Here is a 23,242-nt window from a genome sequence, read left to right as displayed (position 1 = left end):
TGCCATTGTACGGAACTGAGCAATTTTTTTTTCAACGAATACTCAACCAGTTGAGCGTAATTCCATTACACTCGCTGTTTTACTTTTCTATACATAAAATCATCTGCGTCGGAACAATGCTGAAGCGTGGCACAGATGGAGACGTGTAATCATCATTTGACAGGAGAAAGGATGCCGGGGTTGTCACGTAAAGCGCCAGTCTGGTTGCCTATTTTGGTTTTGCTTATTGCTATGTCCTCCATTCAAAGCGGAGCATCACTGGCAAAATCGTTGTTCCCACTCGTCGGTGCGCCGGGCGTTACCGCGCTGCGCCTTGCGCTGGGTACGCTCATTCTTATCGCTTTCTTTAAGCCCTGGCGTTTACGATTCGCCAAAGAACAACGCCTGCCGCTACTGTTTTATGGCCTGTCTCTGGGCGGGATGAACTATCTTTTCTACCTGTCTATCCAAACCGTCCCACTGGGAATCGCCGTGGCGCTGGAATTTACCGGCCCGCTCGCGGTAGCGCTGTTTTCATCCCGACGCCCGGTGGATTTCATTTGGGTTGCGTTGGCAGTGCTCGGGCTTTGGTTCCTGCTGCCTCTGGGTCAGGACGTTTCTCACGTAGATTTAACCGGCGCAGCGCTGGCGCTGGGGGCTGGCGCCTGCTGGGCCATCTATATTCTTACCGGGCAGCGAGCCGGGGCGGAACACGGTCCGGCAACCGTCGCGGTAGGGTCATTCATTGCAGCACTGGTATTTGTTCCAATCGGCGCACTCCAGGCCGGAGATGCCCTGTGGCACTGGTCCATTCTGCCGTTAGGTCTGGCCATTGCAGTCCTCTCTACTGCGCTTCCCTATTCGCTGGAGATGATTGCTTTGACGCGCCTGCCTACACGTACTTTCGGTACATTGATGAGCATGGAACCCGCGCTGGCAGCGGTTTCCGGAATGATCTTCCTCGGTGAAACGCTGACGCTTATCCAGACGCTCGCTCTGGGCGCCATTATTGTCGCATCAATGGGCTCTACGCTCACTATTCGTAAAGAGCCACAAATAAAACAAGTCGACGTGAATTAACCACGTATTATTCTGCATGGTTTGCATAATCATGCAGAATATCCAATTGTAAATCTGCGTGATAATAATTCTAATAAATATAATTTTCTCATCCGCATATTTCATTTAATCTTAAAATTAACATAAAAATAACACCACGCAAGCAACAAAACCCTCATCACATTGATTTTATTTGATATTTTATATTCACCCTCGTCTTCACTATTAAAGTGATAGGCAACACCGGAAACAAAAATCCAAATTTAGCGCTATACTTAATTCCGTTGAAGAGTTGGGACATAAATATCAAGAGGATATGAAAATATGAGTACCGCGAAACTGGTAAAAACAAAAGCATCCGCCCTCCTTTATACCCGCAACGATGTGTCTGATAGCGAAAAGAAAGCGACCGTAGAACTGCTGAATCAGCAAGTAATCCAGTTCATTGACCTGTCATTGATCACCAAACAGGCTCACTGGAACATGCGCGGTGCAAACTTCATTGCAGTACATGAAATGCTGGATGGCTTCCGTACAGCTCTGACCGATCACCTCGACACCATGGCTGAACGCGCCGTACAGTTGGGCGGTGTGGCACTGGGCACAACTCAGGTTATTAACAGCAAAACGCCTCTGAAAAGTTACCCGCTGGATATCCATAGCGTACAGGACCACTTAAAAGAGCTGGCCGAACGTTATGCCGTAGTTGCAAACAGCGTACGTAAAGCTATCAGCGAAGCAAAAGACGAAGATACCGCGGATATCTTTACCGCAGCTTCTCGCGACCTCGATAAATTCCTGTGGTTTATCGAAGCCAACATTGAGTAACAGCAGACATAAGAATTACCTATATAACCCTCGCTCCGGCGGGGGTTTTGCACATCTATGGTGCATAACATTGATCATTCGTCACTCCAAAGTAAATTATTTGTAATAATCACCTCACACAATCGTTAACGAAAGATTGTTTTATCAACAATTTTTACGCTAAATAGTCATACCGTTTGCACCGTGACTGGTTCGCACCAAATGAGTGCCCCAAAACAGTGCAGATTATTCGCTATGCCCTACTTATTGTGCAGAGAAACGAGACACCCTCTTGTTAAAACAATGAGTTGCAAAATTGGCACGATTTTTTCATTAAGCCATATGTTCTCGCAGGGGATCGCCCCGTGGATATAAAAGGAAATCCTATGAAGTCTGTATTAAAAGTTTCACTGGCTGCACTTACCCTGGCTTTTGCGGTGTCCTCCCATGCCGCAGACAAGAAACTGGTTGTCGCAACCGACACCGCGTTTGTACCGTTTGAATTCAAACAGGGTGACAAATACGTTGGTTTTGATGTGGATCTGTGGGCTGCCGTGGCCAAAGAACTGAAACTGGATTATGAACTGAAACCGATGGATTTCAGCGGCATCATCCCGGCTCTGCAAACCAAAAATATCGACCTGGCACTGGCAGGTATCACCATCACCGAAGAGCGTAAAAAAGCGATCGACTTCTCCGACGGCTACTACAAAAGCGGTCTGTTAGTGATGGTGAAAGCGAATAACAACGACGTCAAAAGCGTAAAAGATCTGGATGGTAAAGTCGTTGCAGTTAAGAGCGGCACCGGTTCCGTTGATTATGCGAAAGCGAATATCAAAACCAAAGACCTGCGTCAGTTCCCGAATATCGATAACGCATATATGGAACTGGGCACCAACCGCGCAGACGCTGTACTGCACGACACACCAAACATTCTTTACTTCATCAAAACAGCTGGCAATGGTCAGTTCAAAGCTGTAGGCGAATCGCTGGAAGCCCAGCAGTACGGTATCGCCTTCCCGAAAGGCAGCGACGACCTGCGTGAGAAAGTGAACGGCGCGCTGAAAACGCTGAAAGAGAACGGTACTTACAACGAAATCTACAAAAAATGGTTCGGTACTGAACCTAAATAATAACCGGCAGCGTTGCCCGGTAGCGTGATGCTTACCGGGCCTACGCCTGGATTTTTGAGACCTGTAGGCCGGATAAGCACAGCACATCCGGCAATACGGGCATTTGAATATTTACACCACGGTAACAGGAACGACATATGCAGTTTGACTGGAGTGCCATCTGGCCCGCCATCCCGCTTTTGATTGAAGGCGCCAAAATGACCCTGTGGATCTCGGTCCTCGGTCTGGCTGGCGGTCTGATAATCGGACTTGCAGCAGGGTTTGCGCGCACTTTCGGCGGTTGGATCGCCAACCACGTAGCGCTGGTGTTTATCGAAGTCATTCGCGGTACGCCAATCGTTGTGCAGGTAATGTTTATTTACTTCGCTCTGCCAATGGCATTTAACGATTTACGCATTGACCCCTTTAGCGCCGCCGTTGTCACCATCATGATCAACTCCGGGGCCTATATTGCGGAAATCACCCGCGGTGCGGTGCTCTCAATCCATAAAGGGTTCAGCGAAGCCGGTTTGGCGCTTGGACTTTCACGCACAGAGACTATCCGCCACGTTATTTTACCCCTCGCACTGCGTCGTATGCTGCCACCGCTGGGCAACCAGTGGATCATCAGCATTAAAGATACCTCGCTGTTTATTGTCATTGGCGTCGCTGAACTGACCCGTCAGGGCCAGGAAATCATTGCCGGTAACTTCCGCGCACTGGAAATCTGGAGCGCCGTTGCGGTGTTCTATCTGATCATTACGCTGGTGCTGAGCTTCATTCTGCGTCGTCTGGAAAGAAGGATGAAAATCCTGTGATTGAATTTAAAAACGTTTCTAAGCACTTTGGTCCAACTCAGGTGCTGCACAATATTGACCTGAACATTCAGCAGGGCGAAGTGGTGGTGATTATCGGTCCGTCCGGGTCCGGTAAATCTACCCTGCTGCGCTGCATTAACAAGCTGGAAGAGATAACCTCCGGCGATCTGATCGTCGATGGTCTGAAAGTAAACGATCCGAAGGTAGACGAGCGCTTAATCCGTCAGGAAGCCGGAATGGTGTTTCAGCAGTTCTACCTGTTCCCACATCTGACGGCACTGGAAAACGTCATGTTCGGACCGCAGCGCGTACGCGGGGCGAATAAAGAACAGGCCGAGAAACTGGCGAAAGAGCTGCTGGCAAAAGTGGGTCTGGCCGAACGTGCACATCACTACCCTTCTGAACTGTCCGGCGGTCAACAACAGCGTGTGGCTATCGCCCGTGCGCTGGCAGTAAAACCGAAAATGATGCTGTTTGATGAGCCAACCTCAGCACTCGACCCGGAACTGCGCCATGAAGTTCTGAAAGTTATGCAGGACCTGGCGGAAGAAGGGATGACTATGGTGATTGTGACCCACGAAATCGGCTTTGCCGAAAAAGTGGCTTCACGCCTGATTTTCATTGATAAGGGACGTATTGCCGAAGACGGTAATCCGCAGGCCCTGATTGAAAATCCGCCCAGCCAACGCTTACAGGAATTCTTGCAGCACGTTTCCTGATAGCTCAACCTCCCTTCGCCCGAAGGGAGGTTTTTCACCAGAATCCTCTCATTTCAATTCCCTCCCGCCCTGACATCTATACTTATCCTTTTGAATTTATTTTCTCATGGGAGGAGTCATGCGCTGGATCCTGTTCATCTTTGTTTGTCTGCTGAGTCTTCCGGCTCAGGCGGCGACGATACCTGGCGTCACCACGCCAACGTCAACCAACGCGCAAACCGCCCCGGTAAAAGAGCCGGATGTTGAACAGAAGAAAGCGGCTTACGGCGCACTGGCCGATGTGCTGGAAAATGACACCTCGCGGAAGGAACTGATCGATCAATTACGCAAAGTAGCGACAACCCCTCCAGCCGAACCGGTGCCCACGATCGTCCCACCCACGTTAACGGAAGAAAAAACGGTGCTGGAAAACGTCACCGATGTCACCCGGCACTACGGTGAGGCGCTCTCCAGCCGCTTTGCCCAGCTTTATCGCAATATTACCGATGCACCGCACAAGACCTTTAACCCGCAAACATTCACCAATGCCCTGACTCATTTTTTAATGCTGGCGGCGTCAGTGTTCGGGTTTTACTGGCTGATCCGCCTGTGCGCGCTGCCGCTGTATCGCAAAATGGGGCAATGGGCGCGGCGGAAAAACCGCGAACGCAGCAACTGGCTGCAGCTTCCGGCGATGATCGTTGGCGCATTCATTATTGATTTGCTTCTGCTGGCGCTGACATTGTTTGTCGGGCAGATACTGAGCGACAGAATGAACGCCGGCAGTCGCACGATCGCCTTTCAGCAAAGCCTGTTTCTCAATGCCTTTGCCCTGATTGAATTCTTCAAAGCCATTCTACGTCTGATATTTTGCCCAACGGTGGCCGAACTGCGCCCGTTTAACATTCAGGATGCCGGTGCTCGCTACTGGAATCGCCGTTTGAGTTCGTTGAGCAGTCTGATTGGTTACGGACTGATCGTTGCCGTTCCCATTATCTCCAATCAGGTCAACGTGCAGGTCGGCGCGATGGCAAACGTCATCATCATGCTGTGTATCACGCTATGGGCGCTGTACCTGATTTTCAGAAACAAGAAAGAGATAACACAGCATTTACAGAATCTGGCGGAAAGATCGTTAGCTTTCTTCAGCCTGTTTATCCGCGCTTTTGCGCTGGTGTGGCATTGGCTGGCCAGCGCCTACTTCATTGTGCTGTTTTTCTTCTCGCTGTTTGATCCGGGCAACAGCCTGAAATTCATGATGGGCGCTACGCTGCGCAGCCTGGTAATCATTGGAATTGCCGCCTTTGTTTCCGGCATGTTTTCCCGCTGGATAGCCAAAACTATTACCCTTTCGCCACACACCCAGCGCAGCTATCCGGAACTCCAAAAGCGGCTGAATGGCTGGCTGTCGACGGCGTTAAGCGTGGCCAGGATCCTGACGGTGTGCGTTGCGGTGATGCTGCTACTGAATGCCTGGGGACTGTTCGACTTCTGGAACTGGCTGCATTACGGCGCGGGAGAAAAAACGGTGGATATTCTGATCCGTATCGCGCTGATTTTATTCTTCTCCGCCATCGGCTGGACGATCCTTGCCAGCCTGATTGAAAATCGTCTGGCTTCCGATATTCATGGCCGCCCGCTACCCAGCGCCAGAACCCGCACTTTGCTGACGCTGTTTCGCAATGCGCTGGCGGTAATAATCAGCACGATCACCATCATGATTGTGCTGTCCGAAATTGGCGTCAATATCGCCCCCTTACTGGCCGGTGCCGGGGCGTTGGGGCTGGCTATCTCTTTCGGCTCGCAAACGCTGGTAAAAGATATTATTACTGGGATCTTTATTCAGTTTGAAAATGGCATGAACACCGGCGACCTGGTGACCATCGGCCCACTCACCGGTACGGTTGAACGAATGTCCATTCGTTCTGTGGGCGTGCGTCAGGACACCGGGGCGTACCATATCATTCCCTGGTCATCAATAACGACCTTCGCCAACTTTGTGCGTGGAATTGGATCGGTCGTCGCCAATTACGACGTAGACCGCCATGAGGATGCGGATAAAGCGAATCAGGCGTTGAAAGACGCGGTTGCTGCGGTGATGGAAAAAGATGATATTCGTGGGCTGATTATCGGCGAGCCGTCGTTTGCCGGGATTGTAGGATTAACCAATACGGCATTCACGCTACGGGTCTCGTTTACCACCTTACCGCTGAAGCAGTGGACGGTACGTTTTGCGCTCGACAGCCAGGTGAAGAAATACTTCGATCTGGCCAACATACGCGCCCCGGTACAGACGTATCAAGTGTTACCTGCACCAGGGAATGGCCCTGCGTCGGCGGCAAGCGAACCGCTACCGCCAACCGAGCCAACGCTTTAGCGTTTACGCGCCATAAAACGACGACGCTGCTCGTTATCCATAAAGGTCCAGGCAATAAAGCGACTCTGCTTTTGTCCCTGGGCCATCTCTTTCTTGACAACTTTCACCGCGCCCGCATCCGTTAATGCATGGTACAGCGGAGGCAAGTTCTCACCGCGCGACACCAGCGTGGTGAACCACATCACCTGGCGACCAAAGGCCTGGCTTTCAGCAATCATTTTCTTGATGAACGCCACTTCACCACCTTCACACCACAGCTCCTGCTGCTGTCCGCCAAAGTTCAGCGCATCGTCTTTGTCCTGTCCCAGATTACGGCGTTTGCGCTCACTTCCGGCACGGGCTGAGGCCGCAGAATCATGGAATGGCGGGTTGCACAATGTGGCTTCATACTGCTCATTTTTGTGAATGATGCCGTTGAAGATTGCCGTTGCATCTTTCTGGCGACGCAGACGAATAGCACGGGTTAATCCCGGATTGGCGTTGACGATCGCCTGAGCGCTGTTAAACGCTTCGCTACTGGTTTCACTACCCGTGAATCGCCAGCCATATTCATGCACGCCGATCAGTGGATAAATACAGTTTGCCCCCACTCCCACGTCCAGCACGCTCGCATTTGCCGGAATGGTTCCGCTGGTTCCACCCAACAGGTCGGCCAAATGGTGTATGTAGTCAGCACGACCAGGCACCGGCGGGCACAGAAAACCATCTGGAATATCCCAGTTTTTCACCGCATAAAAATGCGCCAGCAGTGCTTTATTGAGCGCCTTTACTGCCTGCGGATTCGCGAAATCAACACTCTGCTCACCGCCGGGCGTGAGGGTGAGAAATTGCGTCAGCTCGGGCGTAACCTGGCATAAAGTCGCAAGATCATAACGGCCATTGTGGCGGTTGCGTGGGTGTAATCCCGGTTTCTGGGCGGACATAGCATTCTCCTTTTAACAGCGGCGTAAGATACCCGCATAACGCCACGCGGTAAACACACACAACAAGGAAATTTGATTTTTTACACCTGTTTGACGCCTTGCTGATTGTTCAAAAAACAGACAGTTCATCACCAATTTTTTGCGGTAAATGTCATCCGCTGACGACCTAAACTTATCAGGCACACCTGTTGTTTTTCAGAGGACATCACCATGAAGAAATGCCTCACATTACTTGCTGCTACCGTACTTTCCGGCATGACATTTGCCTCCTTTGCTGCACAGCCCAACACTAGCCCTGCAACCGGTCAGCTACATGCTTCCGGCACCGTATCCGCTACCGGCGCCTCTAATCTGAGCGACCTGGAAGACAAGCTGGCGGAGAAAGCGAAAGAGCAAGGCGCAAAAGGCTTTGTCGTTAATTCTGCAGGCGGTAAAAATCAGATGTACGGCACCGCAACCATCTATAAGTAACCCCTTCTCAGCCCAACTGCATTCATCCCGAATGCAGTTTTCTGCGCGCTGTTCACTTCATTGCAGTTCAATTTGTAATCAATATGTTGGCATTTTGAATCCAATGTAAATAAATGTATTTATTTTTGAATTAATGAATGCTAAAACGTCGCACTGATTAGTAATGCTTATCAAAATCATTATCAATTACACATTCATTTCCGCGAGACCTGCAGGGTATAACATCCATAGAGATGTCCCTTCGCGCGAGTGAAACCGTCCACTCAAAAAATAATAAGTCACTCATTAACATGGATAAAAATCGCAACTTGCCGTCCAGTAGCTTTCACTCACTGACTTTTTTTGCCGGTCTGTGCATTGGCCTGTCCCCTATAGCTCAGGCTGTCGCTGCGGACGACCAGGATAAAAAACAAGAAGACACTCTGATCGTTGAAGCGGCCAAACCTTCGCTGTACTCCCCAACACAGTCTGCCGACCCTAAATTCTCCCGTCCGGTGGCGGATACAACCCGCACCATGACGGTGATTTCTGAGCAGGTGATTAAGGATCAAGGCGCAACAAATCTGACCGACGCGCTGAAAAACGTCCCGGGCGTTGGCGCATTTTTCGCCGGTGAGAACGGTAACTCCAGCACCGGTGACGCGGTTTACATGCGTGGTGCGGATACCTCGAACAGTATTTATATCGACGGTATCCGTGATATTGGCAGCGTCACGCGCGACACCTTCAATACCGAACAGGTGGAAGTAATCAAAGGTCCTTCCGGTACCGACTATGGACGTAGCGCACCGACTGGCTCTATCAATATGATCAGCAAACAGCCACGCACCGACTCAGGAATCGATGCATCGGCCAGCGTCGGTAGCGCCTGGTTCCGCCGTGGTACGCTGGACATTAACCAGGTCATCGGCGAGACCACCGCCGCACGTTTAAACCTGATGGGTGAAAAAACGCATGATGCTGGTCGCGATAATGTTAAGAATGAACGTTACGGTGTGGCCCCCTCTCTCGCTTTTGGCTTAGGGACTGAGAACCGACTGTACCTGAACTATCTGCATGTCACCCAACACAACACACCGGATGGCGGCATCCCTACCATTGGCCTGCCGGGATACTCCGCACCTTCTGCGGGGACTTCTGCACTGAATCATTCAGGCAAAGTGGACACGCATAATTTCTACGGTACCAACTCGGATTATGACGATTCGACAACCGATACCGCGACGATGCGTTTTGAACATGACCTGAACGACAGCACCACTATTCGCAACACCACCCGCTGGTCGCGCATTAAACAGGATTATCTGATGACGGCGGTGATGGGCGGCGCGTCTAACATCACCCAACCCACCAGCAGCGTCGACAGCTGGACCTGGTCACGCCTGGCAAATACCAAGGATGTCAGCAATAAGATCTTGACCAACCAGACCAACCTGACCTCAACGTTCTACACGGGATCCATCGGTCACGACATCAGCACCGGCGTGGAGCTGACGCGCGAAACACAAACCAACTATGGCGTGGTGCCGATCACCCCACCACCGGTTAATATCTATCACCCCGACAGCAACGTGAATATCGGCGGATTGTCTCGTAACGGCGCCAACGCTAACGGGCAAACAGACACCTTCGGTGTATACGCTTTTGATACGCTACAAATTACCCGTGAATTCGAGCTGAACGGTGGTATTCGCCTCGACAATTACCGCACGGAATATGACAGCGCCACCGCTTGTGGCGCTTCCGGTCGCGGCGCAGTCGCGTGCCCGACAGGCGTGGCCAAAGGTTCCCCGGTCACCACTGTAGATACTGCCAAATCAGGCAATCTGGTGAACTGGAAAGCTGGCGCGCTGTATCACCTGACCGATAAGGGTAACGTGTACATCAACTATGCCGTTTCTCAGCAACCGCCGGGCGGCAGCAACTTTGCTCTTGCTCAGGGCGGCAGCGGTAACAGTGCGAACCGTACCGATTTCAAACCGCAGAAAGCGAAAACCAGCGAGATCGGCACCAAATGGGAGGTGCTGGATAAGCGCCTGCTGTTAACCGCCGCGATTTTCCGCACAGATATTGAGAATGAAGTTGAGCAGAACGACGACGGTACCTATTCCCAGTACGGAGAGAAACGCGTTGAAGGCTACGAGCTCTCGGTAGCAGGTAACATCACTCCCGCATGGCAGATTATTGGGGGTTACACCCAGCAACGCGCGACCATCCACAGCGGTAAAAACGTTGCTCAAGATGGATCCTCTTCCCTGCCATATACACCGGAACATGCATTCACGCTGTGGAACCAGTATCAGGCTACCGATGATATCTCCGTTGGCGCAGGCGCTCGCTATGTGGGCAGTATGCATCGCGGTTCCGACGGTGCGGTGGGTACGCCATCCTACACTGAAGGTTACTGGGTCGCTGACGCCAAACTGGGCTATCGCGTGAATCGCAATCTCGATTTCCAGCTAAACGTCTATAACCTGTTCGACACCGATTATGTATCTTCCATAAACAAGAGTGGATACCGCTATCATCCGGGCGAGCCAAGAACTTTCCTGCTCACCGCCAATATGCATTTCTAATCCATCGCGTGGGGCGTAAGCCCCACTTTCAGGAGAAACACTGATGATGTACCACATTCCCGGCGTTCTGTCGGCGCAGGATGTAGCCTGGTTTCGCGAACAACTGGACGCTGCCGACTGGGTTGATGGCCGCGCAACCACCGGCGCTCAGGGGGCGCAGGTTAAAAACAACCAGCAGGTGAATACGCAAAGTGAACGCTACGGCGTTTTACAACAGGAGGTACAGACTGCGATAAATAACAGCGCGCTTTTCTTCGCCGCAGCACTACCGAAAACGCTCTCCACACCGCTGTTTAATCGCTACCAGGACAACGAGACCTACGGTTTTCACGTTGACGGTGCGGTGCGTAGCCATCCGCAAAACGGCTGGATGCGCACGGACCTTTCCGCAACTTTATTCCTGAGTAACCCCAATGATTATGAAGGGGGAGAACTGCTGGTCAATGATACTTACGGCCAGCATGCGGTGAAGCTTCCGGCAGGCGATCTGGTGCTTTACCCTTCCAGCAGCCTACATTGCGTCACGCCAGTGACCCATGGCGTTCGTGTAGCGTCTTTTATGTGGATACAGTCGATGGTCCGTGACGACAAAAATCGCGCCATGCTTTTTGAACTGGATAAAAACATTCAATCCCTGAAGGCTCGCCATGGGGAGAGCAGCGAGATCCTGTCATTACTCAATCTCTACCATAACCTGCTGCGCGAATGGTCTGAAATCTGATACTGCTGGCGCGTGGTCGTTTTTCAGCCATCACCTTCGCTATACTTAGTCTGTAGACATCAGCAGGAGGTACACATGGCATCCGGATGGGCAAATGACGACGCGGTTAACGAACAGATCAACAATACTATTGAAGATGCTGTTGCCCGCGCTCGCGGTGAGTTACCGACGGGGGAAAGTCTGTATGAATGCGAAGAATGCGGCAATCCTATCCCTCAGGCCAGACGTGAGGCCGTGCCAGGGGTACGCTTATGCATCACCTGCCAACAGGATAAAGATTCACATAACTCAGCATTTTCAGGATATAATCGCAGGGGTTCGAAAGACAGCCAGCTACGTTGACTTATCTTTACCAAAAGTTTCAGCGCATACGATTTCCTTTACGAGCATGCTTTTTTGCACCCTGTGTAGCAAAATGTGCCGTTGTCGCCTTCTCTGTAAAGCGCAATGACAAGAACTGTAAATCCCTTACTCGAATTTATTAATATTCAATAAGTTATTTGTCATTCAATTTTTTTGATTGATGTCGTCAATTCTATTCGATTTTCTCTCACCCAAAAAAACGTGATACTTATCACATCGACGGAACAACGTCTTCTTAAAGAACACTGACTAACAGAACAACCCTGCGAGAGATTAATCATGAAAAATATCAAATTTGCTGTTGCCGCCATCGCCCTGTCTACCCTGTCATTTGGCGTTTTCGCTGCCGAGCCGGTTTCCTCTACTCAGGCGCAAAACATGAACAAAATTGGTGTGGTATCTGCTGACGGCGCCACTACGCTGGACGGCCTGGAAGCCAAACTGGCTGAGAAAGCGAATGCTGCTGGCGCAACTGGCTACAGCATCACTTCCGCTATCGGCAAAGACAAAATGAGCGGCACCGCGGTTATCTATAAATAACCGAAAGATTACCTGTACGACCCAATGCTCCAACCCTCATTGACCCTGTTTGTTACCCTTTGTTTGCCCGTCCGCCACTGGACGGGCTTTTTTTTGCCTATTGTTTCAGCCGTTGGCAGAATTCCTGCAACACGGCGTCTGGTATCCCAATTTGCAGTGCCGCCTCACAAATCGCTTGCCAACTTCCGGCATCCAGCGGAATACCGTGTTCCAGCCGTTCCTCGCGAGTGTTCACCTCCCACTCCCCAGGCAACAGGATCGGGGCATCTTCAGCATGCGGGGACGCTTTCACCCACTCAGCAAATGCCGCGACCTGGTTGTCGCAGTCCGGCGCGCCGAACAGTTGTGGATTCATAATGATGGTGGTCATACAGTTAATGATGGCGTCCGCGCTGGTCTGCAGGCTCTCTTCATGTGTGGTTTTACCGCCAGAAAGCGCACCGCCCATAATTTCGCACATCGCCGCCAGCGCATACCCCTTGTGCTCGGCAAAGGTCAGCAACGACCCCAGCGGAGAAACCTGCATTACCGCAGGATCGGTAGTGGGAACACCCGCCACATCAATCAGGCATCCTGGAGCCACCGGCTCGCCCTTATGCCATGCCACACGGGTTTTGCCAAACGCGATGGCGCTGGTTGCATAGTCCAGCAACAGTGGGAAGGTATTTTTACGCGGGAATACGACGCAGAAGGGATTGGTGCCAAAACGGCTATCGCGGCCATGAAACGGTGCGACCATCGGGATCCCCACCACATTCACAAAGTGTACCGAGACAAAACCTGCCGCCGCACATTGCTCCGCCCAGTAGCCAATACGGCCGATATGGTGCGAATTATGTAATGCCACGGCGGCGATTCCGTACTGACGCGCTTTTTCGATTCCAAGCGTGATTGCCTCGTGTGCCGCCACCTGACCAAACGCAAAGTCGCCGTCAAGCGTAATCACCGCCCCCGCATCTTTTACCACTTTGGCATGACGGTTGATCTGCAGATGCCCCTGCGAGAATGAACGAATATAGCTTGGGATCATACCGATGCCATGGGAGTCGTGACCGGCGAGGTTAGAGGCTATCAGATGGTCGGCCACCAGCCGCGCCTCCTGATCATTGCTTCCCATCTGATGAAAAACGGCCTGGATAAAGGCGTGCAGCGTTGGCACATGGAAGCGATGTCCACTGTTCATTGTTATCTCCTGTTGTGTCGCGTGTTTGTTGTGTTTCTTATTTTTCAACAAACTATGCTGCGCCACGGTGCGCTGGAGGTCAATAAACGTGCAGAAATTTCACATTGCCGAAAAGAGAGAACCGACAGGCCAGGCAACAGGCCCGTCGGGATAACAAATGGTTTAGAAACTTTGCTCGACGCGGGCAAGTCCTTCAGCCAGTGAGGCGGACTCACCGGTTGCCACCAGACAGCAGGCCATCTGGATTTTCAACGATGCCGGAACAGGCTCACTGCCAGCCAGACAACGCTCAATCCAGCGCGCGGTGGTTTCCGGGTCTTTTGCTACCGGTAGCGGTACCGGCTCGTCAGGCATCTCGCTCTGTCGGTCTTGTAGCACTCGCACACCGGATGAATCTATCAGGCTTATCTGCGGGCAGCGCTGCGGGTTGGCATACACTTCGCCCTCGGTACCATGCATCAACAGGCCGCGCCCACCGATATCGCCGAAGAACTTCGCCACGCGCGAAACATATTCCGGGTGGGACACGCTGGAAAGACGCAGCGCGGCATCTTCAGCAAACGGCGTGGCTAATTTAGCCAGCGTATGTGCACTGTTACGCACACCCATGCGCCAGCGCATCGCCAGCTGTTTCTCCAGCGGAGGGCACAGCGCGCTCACCGGAATAAACACCGGCTCATTACCATCCAGCTTTGCCTGCGCCTGCCCGGCATGCAGCGTTGGCGTAATCCCCATCAGTTCAAAAATGGTTTCAGTCAGTACGCGGGTTGGATCCTCGCTGACGCCGTGCACCACCACCGGAAAACCGAGTTTATGCAGTAAAATCGCCAGCAGCGGAGTCAAATTCGCCTGCTTGCGCGCGCCATTGTAGCTGGGAATGACAATCGGCATGGGTTTGGTTACCGGCGGAGTCAGTCGAATGGTGTGGTTTTGCATCGCTTCGTAAAAGCCCAGCATCTCCGCTTCACCTTCGCCCTTGATACGTAGCGCAATCAGTACCCCGCCCATCTCAAGGTCAGGTACGTCACCGTTCATCATATGGGTATACAGTCCGCGAGCAGTATCCTTATCCAGGTCACGCGCGTGATTTTTTCCTCGCCCAATCTCTTTAATGATTTTGCGGTAATCCATCGATAACTCCTTGCCTGTTGCTCGCATCGTTAACGCCGACGGCGGCGCGTGGGTTTCGCTTTTTCTTTTGGTTTTACTATAACGTCTGGCACAGCAGGTTGCTCTATCGGAAATATGGGTAACGCGTTTAGTAAACGCTTGCCATAGCTTTTGGTCAATAAACGCTTGTCATAAATAACCACTTCTCCCCAGCAGCCATGGCTACGGATGAGTCGCCCAACCTGCTGGATCAAATTGAACGACGCCGCAGGCAGGCTCTGCACCTCGAAGGGGTAGCGGTTCAGGCTTTTCAACCACTCGCCCTCGGTGATCACCACCGGGCTGTCGATAGGCGGAAAAGCAATTTTGTGAATATGCACCTGAGTCAGCAGGTCGCCTTTCAAGTCCAGACCTTCAGCAAAAGATTGCAGCCCAACCAGCACACTGCGCTCGCCGTTGGTCACCCGTTTGCGGTGCAACTCCACCAGACGGTAGCGCGGCTGATCGCCCTGCACCAGCAACAGCAGGCGGAGATCGGTAACATGCTCAAGAAAACGCTGCATCGCGCGACCGCTGGCAAAGAGTACCAGCATGCCCTGATGCTTTTTACTCTCCAGCTGTTCGCGAAAATAGGCGGCCATTTCCGCGATATGCTGCTCTTCGTTATCAATTAACGGTTCGTAGCGCATCTGCGGAATGACTATTTTGCCCTGTTCAACGTGATTAAACGGTGAATCCAGCGCGACAAACCGGTCCCCTGCTTTTTCTTTCAGACCGCTCATCTCCTGCAAACGCGAGAAGCTGTTGAGCGAGCGCAGCGTTGCGGAAGTGACAATAATATGCGGGACGCTACGCCACAGCAGTCGTTCGAGCTGATCGCTCACACGGATCCCCACGCAGTGGAACCAGACGTGGATCTGCCCGTCACGCACCTCGCGCGTCGCCCATTTACTCACCGGCGCGCCTGACGATTGCGCGAGCGATGCCAGCCGCCACAGTTTGCTTTGCGCCTCAAACATGCCCAGCGCCCGGTTCATCTGCAAAATAACCCGATGCAGACGCACGATATCGTGAGTGCCGGTTTTTTCGCTGAGATCGTTGAGGAACAGTTCCGCCAGACCGCGCAGCATTTCTGTTAGCTTTGCCAGACGCTGACAAATCTCCATCACTTCCGTAGGCAATTCGCCCATCGCGAAGCGGTGTTCTGCCTCCTGGGTAGCGGGCATATACAGATTAAGAATGTTATTGAGCGATGAAATCAGCTCATACAGTTCCTCACAGTGACCGTTCAGACGCTCGGCATTTGCCAGTGGCGGCGTGGTCTTCGGGCGAAACTGCTCCAGGCAGGTAGCCACTAATTTGCAAAATAGATCCAACTGAAGTCGATACCAGGGGGCGCTGATTTCTGCGCTCATCTCCAGCGCATCGCGCGCGACATCCGGCAAATGGTGGCCTTCATCAAGTACCAGCAGTAGGTTTTTCGGCTCCGGCAAAACGGCTTCGCTTTCCATGGCCGCCATTACCAGCGCATGATTAGCCACGACCACTTCAGCTTCCTGAATCTCCCGGCGGGCGACAAAAAAAGGGCATTCACGATAGTAGTGACAGTTGCGATTCAGACAGCTGGCTTTATCGGTGCTCAGACGCTGCCAGAGTCCGTCGTCGATAGCGATATCGGTGTGGTCGCGCAGCCCGTCCCACTTGTAGCTGTCGAGATCGCCTTTTAGCCTGGCGCAGCGCTTTTGTTCTTCCTGGTTGTTGGGCGTCAGTTCATCGTCGAGAAAAGCCAGCAGATCCTGCTGATTGGGTTCAGTGCTGGCCAGCGCCGCTAAGTTACGCGGGCAGACATAGCGTCCGCGACCAAACGCAGCGGTAAAACGCAGGTCGGGGATAATTTTGCGCAGCAGCGGTAAATCTTTGCTGTAGATCTGGTCCTGCAAAGCGACGTTGGCGGTACTGACCACCAGCGTTTTTTGTTCTTCACGCGCGATGGCAATACCGGGAATCAGATACGACAGGGTTTTCCCCACCCCGGTCGGTGCTTCAATCGCCAGATGCCGCCCTTCTTCCCCGGAGAGCGTTTTCGCGACGTCAGCAATCATCTGCCGCTGCGGCGCACGGGGGATAAAGTCGGGGATCTGTTCCTGAAGCGCCTTGTACCAGGCGGCGATTTGCGCTTTTAGCGCGGCGGTAAGTGCCATGAGAAAACCTGAAATACTGTATAAACAGCCACTATTGTGGCACTTTCTATCCCGTGTCGCAAAAAGAAAAGCCCGACCTTTCGGCCGGGCTCGCAATTACTGCGCTGCAGACGGTTTGCGCGGACGGCGCGGTGGACGAGGCTTGTCACCTGCCGGTTTGCCTTCGCCATTACGCGGCTTCGCTTTTGGCGCACCGCCATCCTGACGACGCGGCTGCTGTCCGCGCCCTGCTCCGCCCTGCCCACGACCACCGCCGCCGCCACGCTGCTGACGACCGTTCTGGATCGGCTCAGCTTTAATGGACGGGTCTGGCTCGTAGCCTGGCGTTGCAATACGCGGGATCTCTTTTTTCAGCAACTTCTCGATATCACGCAACAGCTTGTGTTCATCGACGCACACCAGAGACAACGCTTCGCCGGTAGCGGCCGCACGACCGGTACGACCAATGCGGTGCACGTAGTCTTCCGGGACGTTTGGCAGCTCGTAGTTCACCACGTGCGGTAACTCTTCAATGTCCAGACCTCGCGCGGCAATGTCGGTCGCTACCAGCACGCGAATATCACCGGATTTAAAATCAGCCAGCGCACGCGTACGCGCACCCTGAGATTTATTACCGTGGATAGCCGCACTGCGGATGCCGTCTTTATTCAACTGCTCTGCCAGATGGTTCGCGCCATGTTTGGTACGGGTAAACACCAGCACCTGCTGCCAGTTGCCCTGACCAATCATCTGCGACAGTAGTTCGCGTTTACGTTTTTTATCAACGAAATGAACGTGCTGAGTAACCTGCTCTGACGCGGTATTACGACGCGCCACTTCGATTTCCAGCGGGTTGTGCAACAGTTTTTCGGCCAGCGATTTAATGTCATCAGAGAACGTTGCCGAGAACAACAGGTTCTGACGTTTTGCCGGCAGTTTTGCCAGAACGCGACGAATATCGTGAATAAAGCCCATATCCAGCATGCGGTCAGCTTCATCCAGTACCAGGATCTCAACCTGATCCAGTTTCACCGCATTCTGGTGCTCCAGATCGAGCAAACGACCCGGAGTAGCGATCAGCACATCTACGCCGCCACGCAGCTTCATCATCTGCGGGTTAATGCTGACGCCGCCGAAGACCACCAGCGAGCGAATATTCAGATACTTACTGTAATCACGGACGTTTTCGCCAATCTGGGCCGCCAGTTCGCGGGTTGGCGTGAGGATCAGCGCACGAACCGGACGACGGCTTTTACCATGCGGCTGATTGGTGATCAGGTGCTGCAACAGCGGCAAGGTAAAACCTGCCGTTTTCCCCGTACCGGTCTGGGCGCTGGCCATCAGATCGCGGCCTTCCAGCACGGCAGGAATAGCCTGCTGCTGAATAGGGGTAGGTTCACGGTAACCCTGCTCGGCAACGGCACGTAAAATTTCAGGGTTTAAACCAAGGGAATCAAAAGACATAACAACTCCGAACCGCCCTGACCGTTACCGGTGTCGTTTTCAGGGAGATACATACAATAGAGATGACAAAAACCACAATGTCATGAAGGGGCGGAGTGTAGCAGTTTTTGTGATGTGCCGCATAAATTATCCCTTCACTGGAAAATAACGCTCCGGACTGGACAAGGCTGCACATCAGTCATAATCTTAATCAATCGATTGATTAAGATCAGAGTCGTGCCATGAATACACCCACCATGACAACCAAAGGTGAACAGGCGAAGAACCAGCTCATTGCCGCCGCATTGGCGCAATTCGGTGAGTATGGTCTGCACGCCACGACGCGCGATATCGCTGCACAGGCCGGGCAAAACATTGCGGCTATCACCTACTATTTTGGCTCAAAAGAGGATTTATATCTCGCCTGCGCCCAGTGGATTGCGGATTTTATCGGTGCACAGTTTCGCCCGCACGCTGAAGAGGCCGAGCGTTTATTCGCCCAGCCTAAGCCGGACCGTGGCGCGATGCGCGAACTGATCCTGCGCGCCTGCAAAAATATGATCATGCTGTTAACTCAGGACGACACCGTTAACCTGAGCAAATTTATCTCGCGCGAACAGCTTTCCCCCACCGCGGCTTATCAACTGGTGCACGACCAGGTTATCAATCCGTTGCATACACACCTGACGCGCCTGATTGCCGCCTATACGGGCGGCGATGCCAATGATACCCAAATGATTCTGCACACCCACGCCATACTCGGCGAGGTGCTGGCTTTTCGTCTGGGGAAAGAAACCATTCTGTTGCGTACAGGCTGGTCACAATTTGATGAGGATAAAACCGCGCTGATTGACCAAACGATCACCTGTCACATCGATCTTAATCTGCAAGGTTTAACGCAAAGGAGTCTGGAGTCATGAAAAAACCTGTCGTTCTCGGGCTGGTTATCGCGGCCCTCGTTGCCGTGATTGCCGGTGGAACGTGGTGGTATCAGAGTCGGCAAGATAACGGCCTGACGCTATACGGCAATGTCGATATCCGTAGCGTCAACCTGAGTTTTCGTGTCGGCGGCAGGCTGGCCTCGCTGGCGGTTGACGAAGGCGATGCGATTACCGCCGGTCAGGTGCTGGGTGAACTGGACCGCGCACCGTATGAAAACGCATTGATGCAGGCAAAAGCCAACGTTGCCGCCGCACAGGCACAATACGATCTGATGCTGGCAGGGTATCGCGAAGAAGAGATCGCGCAAACCGCGGCGGCAGTCAAACAGGCGCAGGCCGCCTATGATTACGCGCAGAACTTTTACAATCGGCAGGTCGGATTGTGGAAAAGCCGCACCATTTCAGCCAACGATCTGGAAAACGCCCGTTCATCTCGCGATCAGGCGTTAGCTTCGCTGAAATCCGCACAGGATAAACTCACGCAATATCGCAGCGGTAATCGTGTGCAGGACATCGAGCAGGCAAAAGCCACGCTCGAACAAGCTCAGGCCGAGCTGGCACAGGCAGAGCTTAATTTGCATGACACCACGCTGACCTCGCCGTCTGACGGCACGCTTCTCACCCGTGCAGTTGAACCCGGCAGCATGCTGAACGAAGGGGGCACGGTACTGACGCTGTCGCTCACGCGTCCGGTTTGGGTTCGTGCTTACGTTGACGAACGAAATCTGAGCCAGGCGCAGCCAGGACGTGAGATCCTGCTCTATACCGATGGCCGCCCGGACAAACCGTATCACGGCAAAATCGGCTTCGTTTCTCCTACCGCCGAATTTACCCCGAAAACGGTCGAGACTCCTGACCTGCGTACCGACCTGGTTTATCGCCTGCGAATTGTCGTCACCGACGCGGACGATTCGCTGCGCCAGGGAATGCCGGTAACGATACAGTTTGGCGATGAGGCACGGCATGAATGACGCCGTCATTACGCTTAAAGGGCTGACGAAAAACTTTGCCGGAATGGAAAAACCGGCCGTCGCCCCGCTCGACTGTACCGTTCATGCAGGCTACGTGACCGGGCTTGTCGGGCCGGACGGCGCGGGCAAAACTACGTTGATGCGAATGCTGGCGGGATTATTAAAACCTGATGCCGGAAGTGCTGAAGTGATTGGTTTTGACCCCATCAAAGACGACAGCGCACTACATGCGGTGCTGGGCTATATGCCGCAGAAATTTGGTCTGTACGAAGATTTAACCGTCATGGAGAACCTCAATCTCTATGCCGACTTACGCAGCGTCACCGGTGAAGCGCGAGAAAAAACCTTTGCCCGACTCCTGGAATTCACCTCGCTGGGACCATTTACCGGACGACTGGCTGGCAAGCTTTCCGGTGGCATGAAACAGAAGCTCGGGCTTGCCTGTACGCTGGTTGGCGAACCTAAAGTGTTGCTGCTGGATGAGCCAGGCGTGGGTGTCGACCCTATTTCCCGTCGCGAACTGTGGCAAATGGTCCACGAGCTGGCCGGGGACGGCATGCTGATCCTCTGGAGTACGTCGTATCTGGATGAAGCAGAGCAATGCCGTGATGTGCTGCTGATGAACGAAGGTGAGCTGTTATACCAAGGCGATCCTACTCAGCTTACGCAAACCATGGCGGGTCGCAGCTTCCTGATGAGCAGTCCACAGGAAAACAACCGCCGACTGCTGCAACGCGCGTTAAAGCTGCCGCTGGTCAGCGACGGAATGATTCAGGGGAAATCCGTCCGTTTAATCCTGAAAAAAGAGGCTACTGCTCAGCAGATCCAAAACGCTGACGGCATGCCGGAGATAACCATCAACGAAACAGCCCCCCGCTTCGAAGATGCCTTTATCGATTTACTTGGCGGAGCCGGAACATCGGAGTCCCCACTGGGCGCTATCCTGCATACCGTGGAAGGCACGCCAGGCGAAACGGTGATCGAAGCCAAAGCGCTGACCAAGAAATTTGGCGATTTTGCCGCTACCGACCACGTAGACTTTGCCGTGCAGCGCGGCGAGATTTTTGGTCTGTTAGGACCCAACGGCGCTGGCAAATCCACCACCTTTAAAATGATGTGCGGCCTGCTGGTCCCCACCTCCGGCAAAGCGCTGGTGCTGGATATGGACCTGAAAGTCAGCTCCGGCAAAGCGCGTCAGCATCTGGGCTATATGGCGCAGAAATTCTCCCTGTACGGTAACCTGACGGTTGAACAGAATCTGCGCTTTTTCTCCGGCGTCTACGGCCTGCGCGGTCGGGCGCAGAAAGAGAAAATCGATCGTATGAGCGAGGCATTTGGCCTGAAAAGTATCGCTTCCCACGCCACCGACGAACTGCCGCTGGGCTTTAAGCAGCGTCTGGCGCTGGCCTGCTCGCTGATGCATGAACCCGACATTCTGTTCCTTGATGAACCCACTTCCGGGGTCGATCCCCTCACCCGTCGTGAGTTCTGGTTGCATATCAACAGCATGGTGGAAAAAGGCGTCACGGTGATGGTGACCACCCACTTTATGGATGAGGCAGAATACTGCGATCGTATCGGGCTGGTGTATCGCGGCAAACTGATAGCCAGCGGTACGCCAGACGACCTGAAGGCTCAGGCTGCCGACAGCGACACGCCGGACCCGACCATGGAACAGGCGTTCATCACGCTAATCAATGACTGGGATAAGGAGCATACGCATGAGTAACTCCGCTCTCTCCTGGCGTCGCGTCCGCGCGCTGTGCGTGAAAGAGACGCGCCAGATCGTCCGCGATCCCAGCAGTTGGCTGATTGCTGTGGTGATCCCGCTGCTGCTGCTGTTTATCTTCGGCTACGGGATCAACCTCGACTCCAGCAAGCTGCGGGTAGGGATTTTGCTCGAACAGCAGAGTGAAGAGGCGCTGGATTTTACCCATACCATGACCGGTTCGCCGTATATTGACGCCACCATCAGCGATAATCGTCAGGAACTGATTGAGAAAATGCAGGCCGGGCGCATTCGCGGTCTGGTGGTGATCCCAGTGGATTTTGCCCAGCAGATGGCGCGACCTAACGATGTCGCCCCGATCCAGGTGATCACCGACGGCAGCGAACCGAATACCGCCAACTTTGTGCAGGGTTATGTCGAAGGCATCTGGCAAATCTGGCAGCAACAGCGGGCAGAAGATCGTGGGGAATCGTTCAAACCTTTGATCGACGTGCAAACCCGCTACTGGTTTAACCCGGCGGCCATCAGCCAGCACTTTATTATTCCCGGAGCGGTAACCATCATCATGACGGTGATTGGCGCCATCCTCACCTCATTAGTGGTGGCGCGCGAATGGGAGCGCGGCACCATGGAAGCGCTGCTGTCGACAGAAGTCACCCGCGTCGAACTCCTACTGTGCAAACTTATCCCGTATTACTTTCTGGGCATGCTGGCGATGCTGCTGTGTATGCTGGTGTCGGTGTTTATTCTTGGCGTGCCCTACCGTGGCTCGTTGCTGATCCTGTTTTTCATTACCAGCCTGTTTCTGCTCAGTACGCTCGGCATGGGGTTGCTTATTTCCACCATCACTCGCAACCAGTTTAACGCCGCGCAGGTCGCACTAAACGCCGCCTTCCTGCCCTCGATTATGCTGTCGGGATTTATCTTCCAGATAGACAGCATGCCCGCGATTATCCGGGCGGTAACCTACATTATTCCGGCACGTTATTTCGTCAGTACCCTGCAAAGCCTGTTTCTGGCGGGAAATATTCCGGTGGTGCTGATTATCAACGTGCTGTTTTTAATCGCTTCGGCGGTGATGTTTATCGGCCTGACGTGGCTTAAAACCAAACGTCGGCTGGATTAAATTCGTGTATGGATAATTGTAGCCGTAGGCCGGATAAGGCGTTCACGTCGCCATCCGGCATTATGCCTGATGCGCTTAGCTTATCAGGCCTACAAACTGGACTGAGAGGACAGGC

The 23,242-nt window shown here is 53.1% G+C and carries 20 protein-coding genes; 15 read left to right on the top strand and 5 right to left on the bottom strand.

Annotation, left to right across the window (positions count from 1 at the left end):
* Positions 1 to 171 precede the first annotated feature (171 nt).
* The 6 genes from rhtA (at position 172) to ybiO (ending at position 6,850) form a co-directional block, all read left to right on the top strand.
* Entirely contained in the window at positions 172 to 1,059 is an 888-nt protein-coding gene (gene rhtA, locus C2U43_RS08095) for a threonine/homoserine exporter RhtA (protein ID WP_008784209.1), read from the top strand.
* 303 nt (positions 1,060 to 1,362) lie between these two features.
* The gene (dps, locus tag C2U43_RS08090) at positions 1,363 to 1,866 is read left to right on the top strand and encodes a DNA starvation/stationary phase protection protein Dps (RefSeq protein WP_003035253.1); all 504 of its coding nucleotides are present in this window, start codon (positions 1,363 to 1,365) and stop codon (positions 1,864 to 1,866) included.
* Positions 1,867 to 2,231: 365 nt separating this feature from the next.
* Complete coding sequence (gene glnH, locus C2U43_RS08085) at positions 2,232 to 2,978, top strand: glutamine ABC transporter substrate-binding protein GlnH (protein ID WP_048235778.1); 747 nt, start codon at positions 2,232 to 2,234, stop codon at positions 2,976 to 2,978.
* Between the two features lie 137 nt (positions 2,979 to 3,115).
* Positions 3,116 to 3,775, top strand: a complete 660-nt coding sequence (gene glnP / locus C2U43_RS08080; protein WP_003035248.1) for a glutamine ABC transporter permease GlnP — start codon at positions 3,116 to 3,118, stop codon at positions 3,773 to 3,775.
* A complete protein-coding gene (gene glnQ / locus C2U43_RS08075) occupies positions 3,772 to 4,494 on the top strand; it encodes a glutamine ABC transporter ATP-binding protein GlnQ (RefSeq protein WP_003035246.1) in 723 nt (240 codons plus the stop codon). The genes glnP and glnQ overlap by 4 nt, the downstream gene beginning before the upstream one ends.
* Positions 4,495 to 4,612: 118 nt before the next feature.
* On the top strand, positions 4,613 to 6,850 hold the full coding sequence (gene ybiO, locus C2U43_RS08070) for a mechanosensitive channel protein (protein WP_103284929.1): 2,238 nt from the start codon (positions 4,613 to 4,615) through the stop codon (positions 6,848 to 6,850).
* On the opposite strand, the gene rlmF is transcribed toward ybiO, so the two are convergent.
* On the bottom strand, positions 6,847 to 7,773 hold the full coding sequence (gene rlmF, locus C2U43_RS08065; RefSeq protein WP_103284928.1) for a 23S rRNA (adenine(1618)-N(6))-methyltransferase RlmF: 927 nt from the start codon (positions 7,771 to 7,773) through the stop codon (positions 6,847 to 6,849). The genes ybiO and rlmF overlap by 4 nt on opposite strands.
* A 210-nt stretch (positions 7,774 to 7,983) precedes the next feature.
* Here rlmF and mcbA point away from each other — a divergent pair, with 210 nt between their 5' ends.
* The 5 genes from mcbA (at position 7,984) to ybiJ (ending at position 12,444) form a co-directional block, all read left to right on the top strand.
* On the top strand, positions 7,984 to 8,244 hold the full coding sequence (gene mcbA / locus C2U43_RS08060) for a DUF1471 family periplasmic protein McbA (RefSeq protein WP_048235782.1): 261 nt from the start codon (positions 7,984 to 7,986) through the stop codon (positions 8,242 to 8,244).
* 290 nt (positions 8,245 to 8,534) lie between these two features.
* Positions 8,535 to 10,820 carry a catecholate siderophore receptor Fiu gene (locus tag C2U43_RS08055; RefSeq protein ID WP_103285973.1) on the top strand — a complete coding sequence of 762 codons (2,286 nt, stop codon included), beginning with the start codon at positions 8,535 to 8,537 and terminating at the stop codon, positions 10,818 to 10,820.
* A gap of 43 nt (positions 10,821 to 10,863) precedes the next feature.
* A complete protein-coding gene (gene ybiX, locus C2U43_RS08050; RefSeq protein ID WP_103284927.1) occupies positions 10,864 to 11,541 on the top strand; it encodes a PKHD-type hydroxylase YbiX in 678 nt (225 codons plus the stop codon).
* Between the two features lie 75 nt (positions 11,542 to 11,616).
* Positions 11,617 to 11,883 (top strand): DksA/TraR family C4-type zinc finger protein, encoded by a 267-nt coding sequence (locus C2U43_RS08045; protein WP_032942775.1) that lies wholly within the window; start codon positions 11,617 to 11,619, stop codon positions 11,881 to 11,883.
* Between the two features lie 300 nt (positions 11,884 to 12,183).
* Positions 12,184 to 12,444 carry a DUF1471 family protein YbiJ gene (ybiJ, locus tag C2U43_RS08040; RefSeq protein WP_003831561.1) on the top strand — a complete coding sequence of 87 codons (261 nt, stop codon included), beginning with the start codon at positions 12,184 to 12,186 and terminating at the stop codon, positions 12,442 to 12,444.
* Positions 12,445 to 12,541: 97 nt separating this feature from the next.
* On the opposite strand, the gene C2U43_RS08035 is transcribed toward ybiJ, so the two are convergent.
* From C2U43_RS08035 to rhlE, 4 genes are all read right to left on the bottom strand, one after another.
* Positions 12,542 to 13,627, bottom strand: a complete 1,086-nt coding sequence (locus tag C2U43_RS08035; protein WP_103284926.1) for a malate/lactate/ureidoglycolate dehydrogenase — start codon at positions 13,625 to 13,627, stop codon at positions 12,542 to 12,544.
* Positions 13,628 to 13,789: 162 nt separating this feature from the next.
* Complete coding sequence (ybiB, locus tag C2U43_RS08030; RefSeq protein ID WP_103284925.1) at positions 13,790 to 14,758, bottom strand: DNA-binding protein YbiB; 969 nt, start codon at positions 14,756 to 14,758, stop codon at positions 13,790 to 13,792.
* Positions 14,759 to 14,787: 29 nt separating this feature from the next.
* Entirely contained in the window at positions 14,788 to 16,938 is a 2,151-nt protein-coding gene (gene dinG, locus C2U43_RS08025; protein WP_103284924.1) for an ATP-dependent DNA helicase DinG, read from the bottom strand.
* Positions 16,939 to 17,034: 96 nt separating this feature from the next.
* Entirely contained in the window at positions 17,035 to 18,381 is a 1,347-nt protein-coding gene (gene rhlE, locus C2U43_RS08020; RefSeq protein ID WP_060682506.1) for an ATP-dependent RNA helicase RhlE, read from the bottom strand.
* A 221-nt stretch (positions 18,382 to 18,602) separates the two neighbouring features.
* Between rhlE and cecR the strand changes: the two genes are divergently transcribed.
* Genes cecR through C2U43_RS08000 form a run of 4 tightly spaced genes read left to right on the top strand, consistent with a single transcriptional unit; the run spans position 18,603 to position 23,127 of the window.
* Positions 18,603 to 19,280: a transcriptional regulator CecR gene (gene cecR, locus C2U43_RS08015; RefSeq protein WP_103284923.1), complete on the top strand. Its 678-nt coding sequence runs from the start codon at positions 18,603 to 18,605 to the stop codon at positions 19,278 to 19,280.
* A complete protein-coding gene (gene hlyD, locus C2U43_RS08010) occupies positions 19,277 to 20,272 on the top strand; it encodes a secretion protein HlyD (protein ID WP_048226024.1) in 996 nt (331 codons plus the stop codon). Before cecR ends, hlyD begins: the two co-directional genes overlap by 4 nt.
* On the top strand, positions 20,265 to 22,001 hold the full coding sequence (locus C2U43_RS08005; RefSeq protein WP_060682507.1) for an ATP-binding cassette domain-containing protein: 1,737 nt from the start codon (positions 20,265 to 20,267) through the stop codon (positions 21,999 to 22,001). Before hlyD ends, C2U43_RS08005 begins: the two co-directional genes overlap by 8 nt.
* Positions 21,994 to 23,127 (top strand): ABC transporter permease, encoded by a 1,134-nt coding sequence (locus C2U43_RS08000; protein ID WP_003831545.1) that lies wholly within the window; start codon positions 21,994 to 21,996, stop codon positions 23,125 to 23,127. The genes C2U43_RS08005 and C2U43_RS08000 overlap by 8 nt, the downstream gene beginning before the upstream one ends.
* Positions 23,128 to 23,242: the final 115 nt, after the last annotated feature.

Origin of the sequence: Citrobacter freundii complex sp. CFNIH9 (assembly GCF_002903305.1) — a bacterium.
GTDB classification, from domain to species: domain Bacteria; phylum Pseudomonadota; class Gammaproteobacteria; order Enterobacterales; family Enterobacteriaceae; genus Citrobacter; species Citrobacter portucalensis.
The sequence above is the reverse complement of the archived record's forward strand: the minus strand, read 5'-3'. Positions and strand labels throughout refer to the sequence as shown.

Excerpts from the sequence above, each read along its gene's own strand:
- glnP (WP_003035248.1), top strand. The coding sequence starts at position 3,116 with ATGCAGTTTGACTGGAGTGCCATCTGGCCCGCCATCCCGCTTTTGATT.
- cecR (WP_103284923.1), top strand. The coding sequence starts at position 18,603 with ATGAATACACCCACCATGACAACCAAAGGTGAACAGGCGAAGAACCAG.
- C2U43_RS08045 (WP_032942775.1), top strand. The coding sequence starts at position 11,617 with ATGGCATCCGGATGGGCAAATGACGACGCGGTTAACGAACAGATCAAC.
- rhtA (WP_008784209.1), top strand. The coding sequence starts at position 172 with ATGCCGGGGTTGTCACGTAAAGCGCCAGTCTGGTTGCCTATTTTGGTT.
- dinG (WP_103284924.1), bottom strand. The coding sequence starts at position 16,938 with ATGGCACTTACCGCCGCGCTAAAAGCGCAAATCGCCGCCTGGTACAAG.
- rlmF (WP_103284928.1), bottom strand. The coding sequence starts at position 7,773 with ATGTCCGCCCAGAAACCGGGATTACACCCACGCAACCGCCACAATGGC.
- C2U43_RS08005 (WP_060682507.1), top strand. The coding sequence starts at position 20,265 with ATGAATGACGCCGTCATTACGCTTAAAGGGCTGACGAAAAACTTTGCC.
- dps (WP_003035253.1), top strand. The coding sequence starts at position 1,363 with ATGAGTACCGCGAAACTGGTAAAAACAAAAGCATCCGCCCTCCTTTAT.
- C2U43_RS08000 (WP_003831545.1), top strand. The coding sequence starts at position 21,994 with ATGAGTAACTCCGCTCTCTCCTGGCGTCGCGTCCGCGCGCTGTGCGTG.
- ybiO (WP_103284929.1), top strand. The coding sequence starts at position 4,613 with ATGCGCTGGATCCTGTTCATCTTTGTTTGTCTGCTGAGTCTTCCGGCT.
- mcbA (WP_048235782.1), top strand. The coding sequence starts at position 7,984 with ATGAAGAAATGCCTCACATTACTTGCTGCTACCGTACTTTCCGGCATG.
- ybiJ (WP_003831561.1), top strand. The coding sequence starts at position 12,184 with ATGAAAAATATCAAATTTGCTGTTGCCGCCATCGCCCTGTCTACCCTG.
- ybiB (WP_103284925.1), bottom strand. The coding sequence starts at position 14,758 with ATGGATTACCGCAAAATCATTAAAGAGATTGGGCGAGGAAAAAATCAC.
- glnH (WP_048235778.1), top strand. The coding sequence starts at position 2,232 with ATGAAGTCTGTATTAAAAGTTTCACTGGCTGCACTTACCCTGGCTTTT.
- hlyD (WP_048226024.1), top strand. The coding sequence starts at position 19,277 with ATGAAAAAACCTGTCGTTCTCGGGCTGGTTATCGCGGCCCTCGTTGCC.
- C2U43_RS08035 (WP_103284926.1), bottom strand. The coding sequence starts at position 13,627 with ATGAACAGTGGACATCGCTTCCATGTGCCAACGCTGCACGCCTTTATC.
- ybiX (WP_103284927.1), top strand. The coding sequence starts at position 10,864 with ATGATGTACCACATTCCCGGCGTTCTGTCGGCGCAGGATGTAGCCTGG.
- rhlE (WP_060682506.1), bottom strand. The coding sequence starts at position 18,381 with ATGTCTTTTGATTCCCTTGGTTTAAACCCTGAAATTTTACGTGCCGTT.
- C2U43_RS08055 (WP_103285973.1), top strand. The coding sequence starts at position 8,535 with ATGGATAAAAATCGCAACTTGCCGTCCAGTAGCTTTCACTCACTGACT.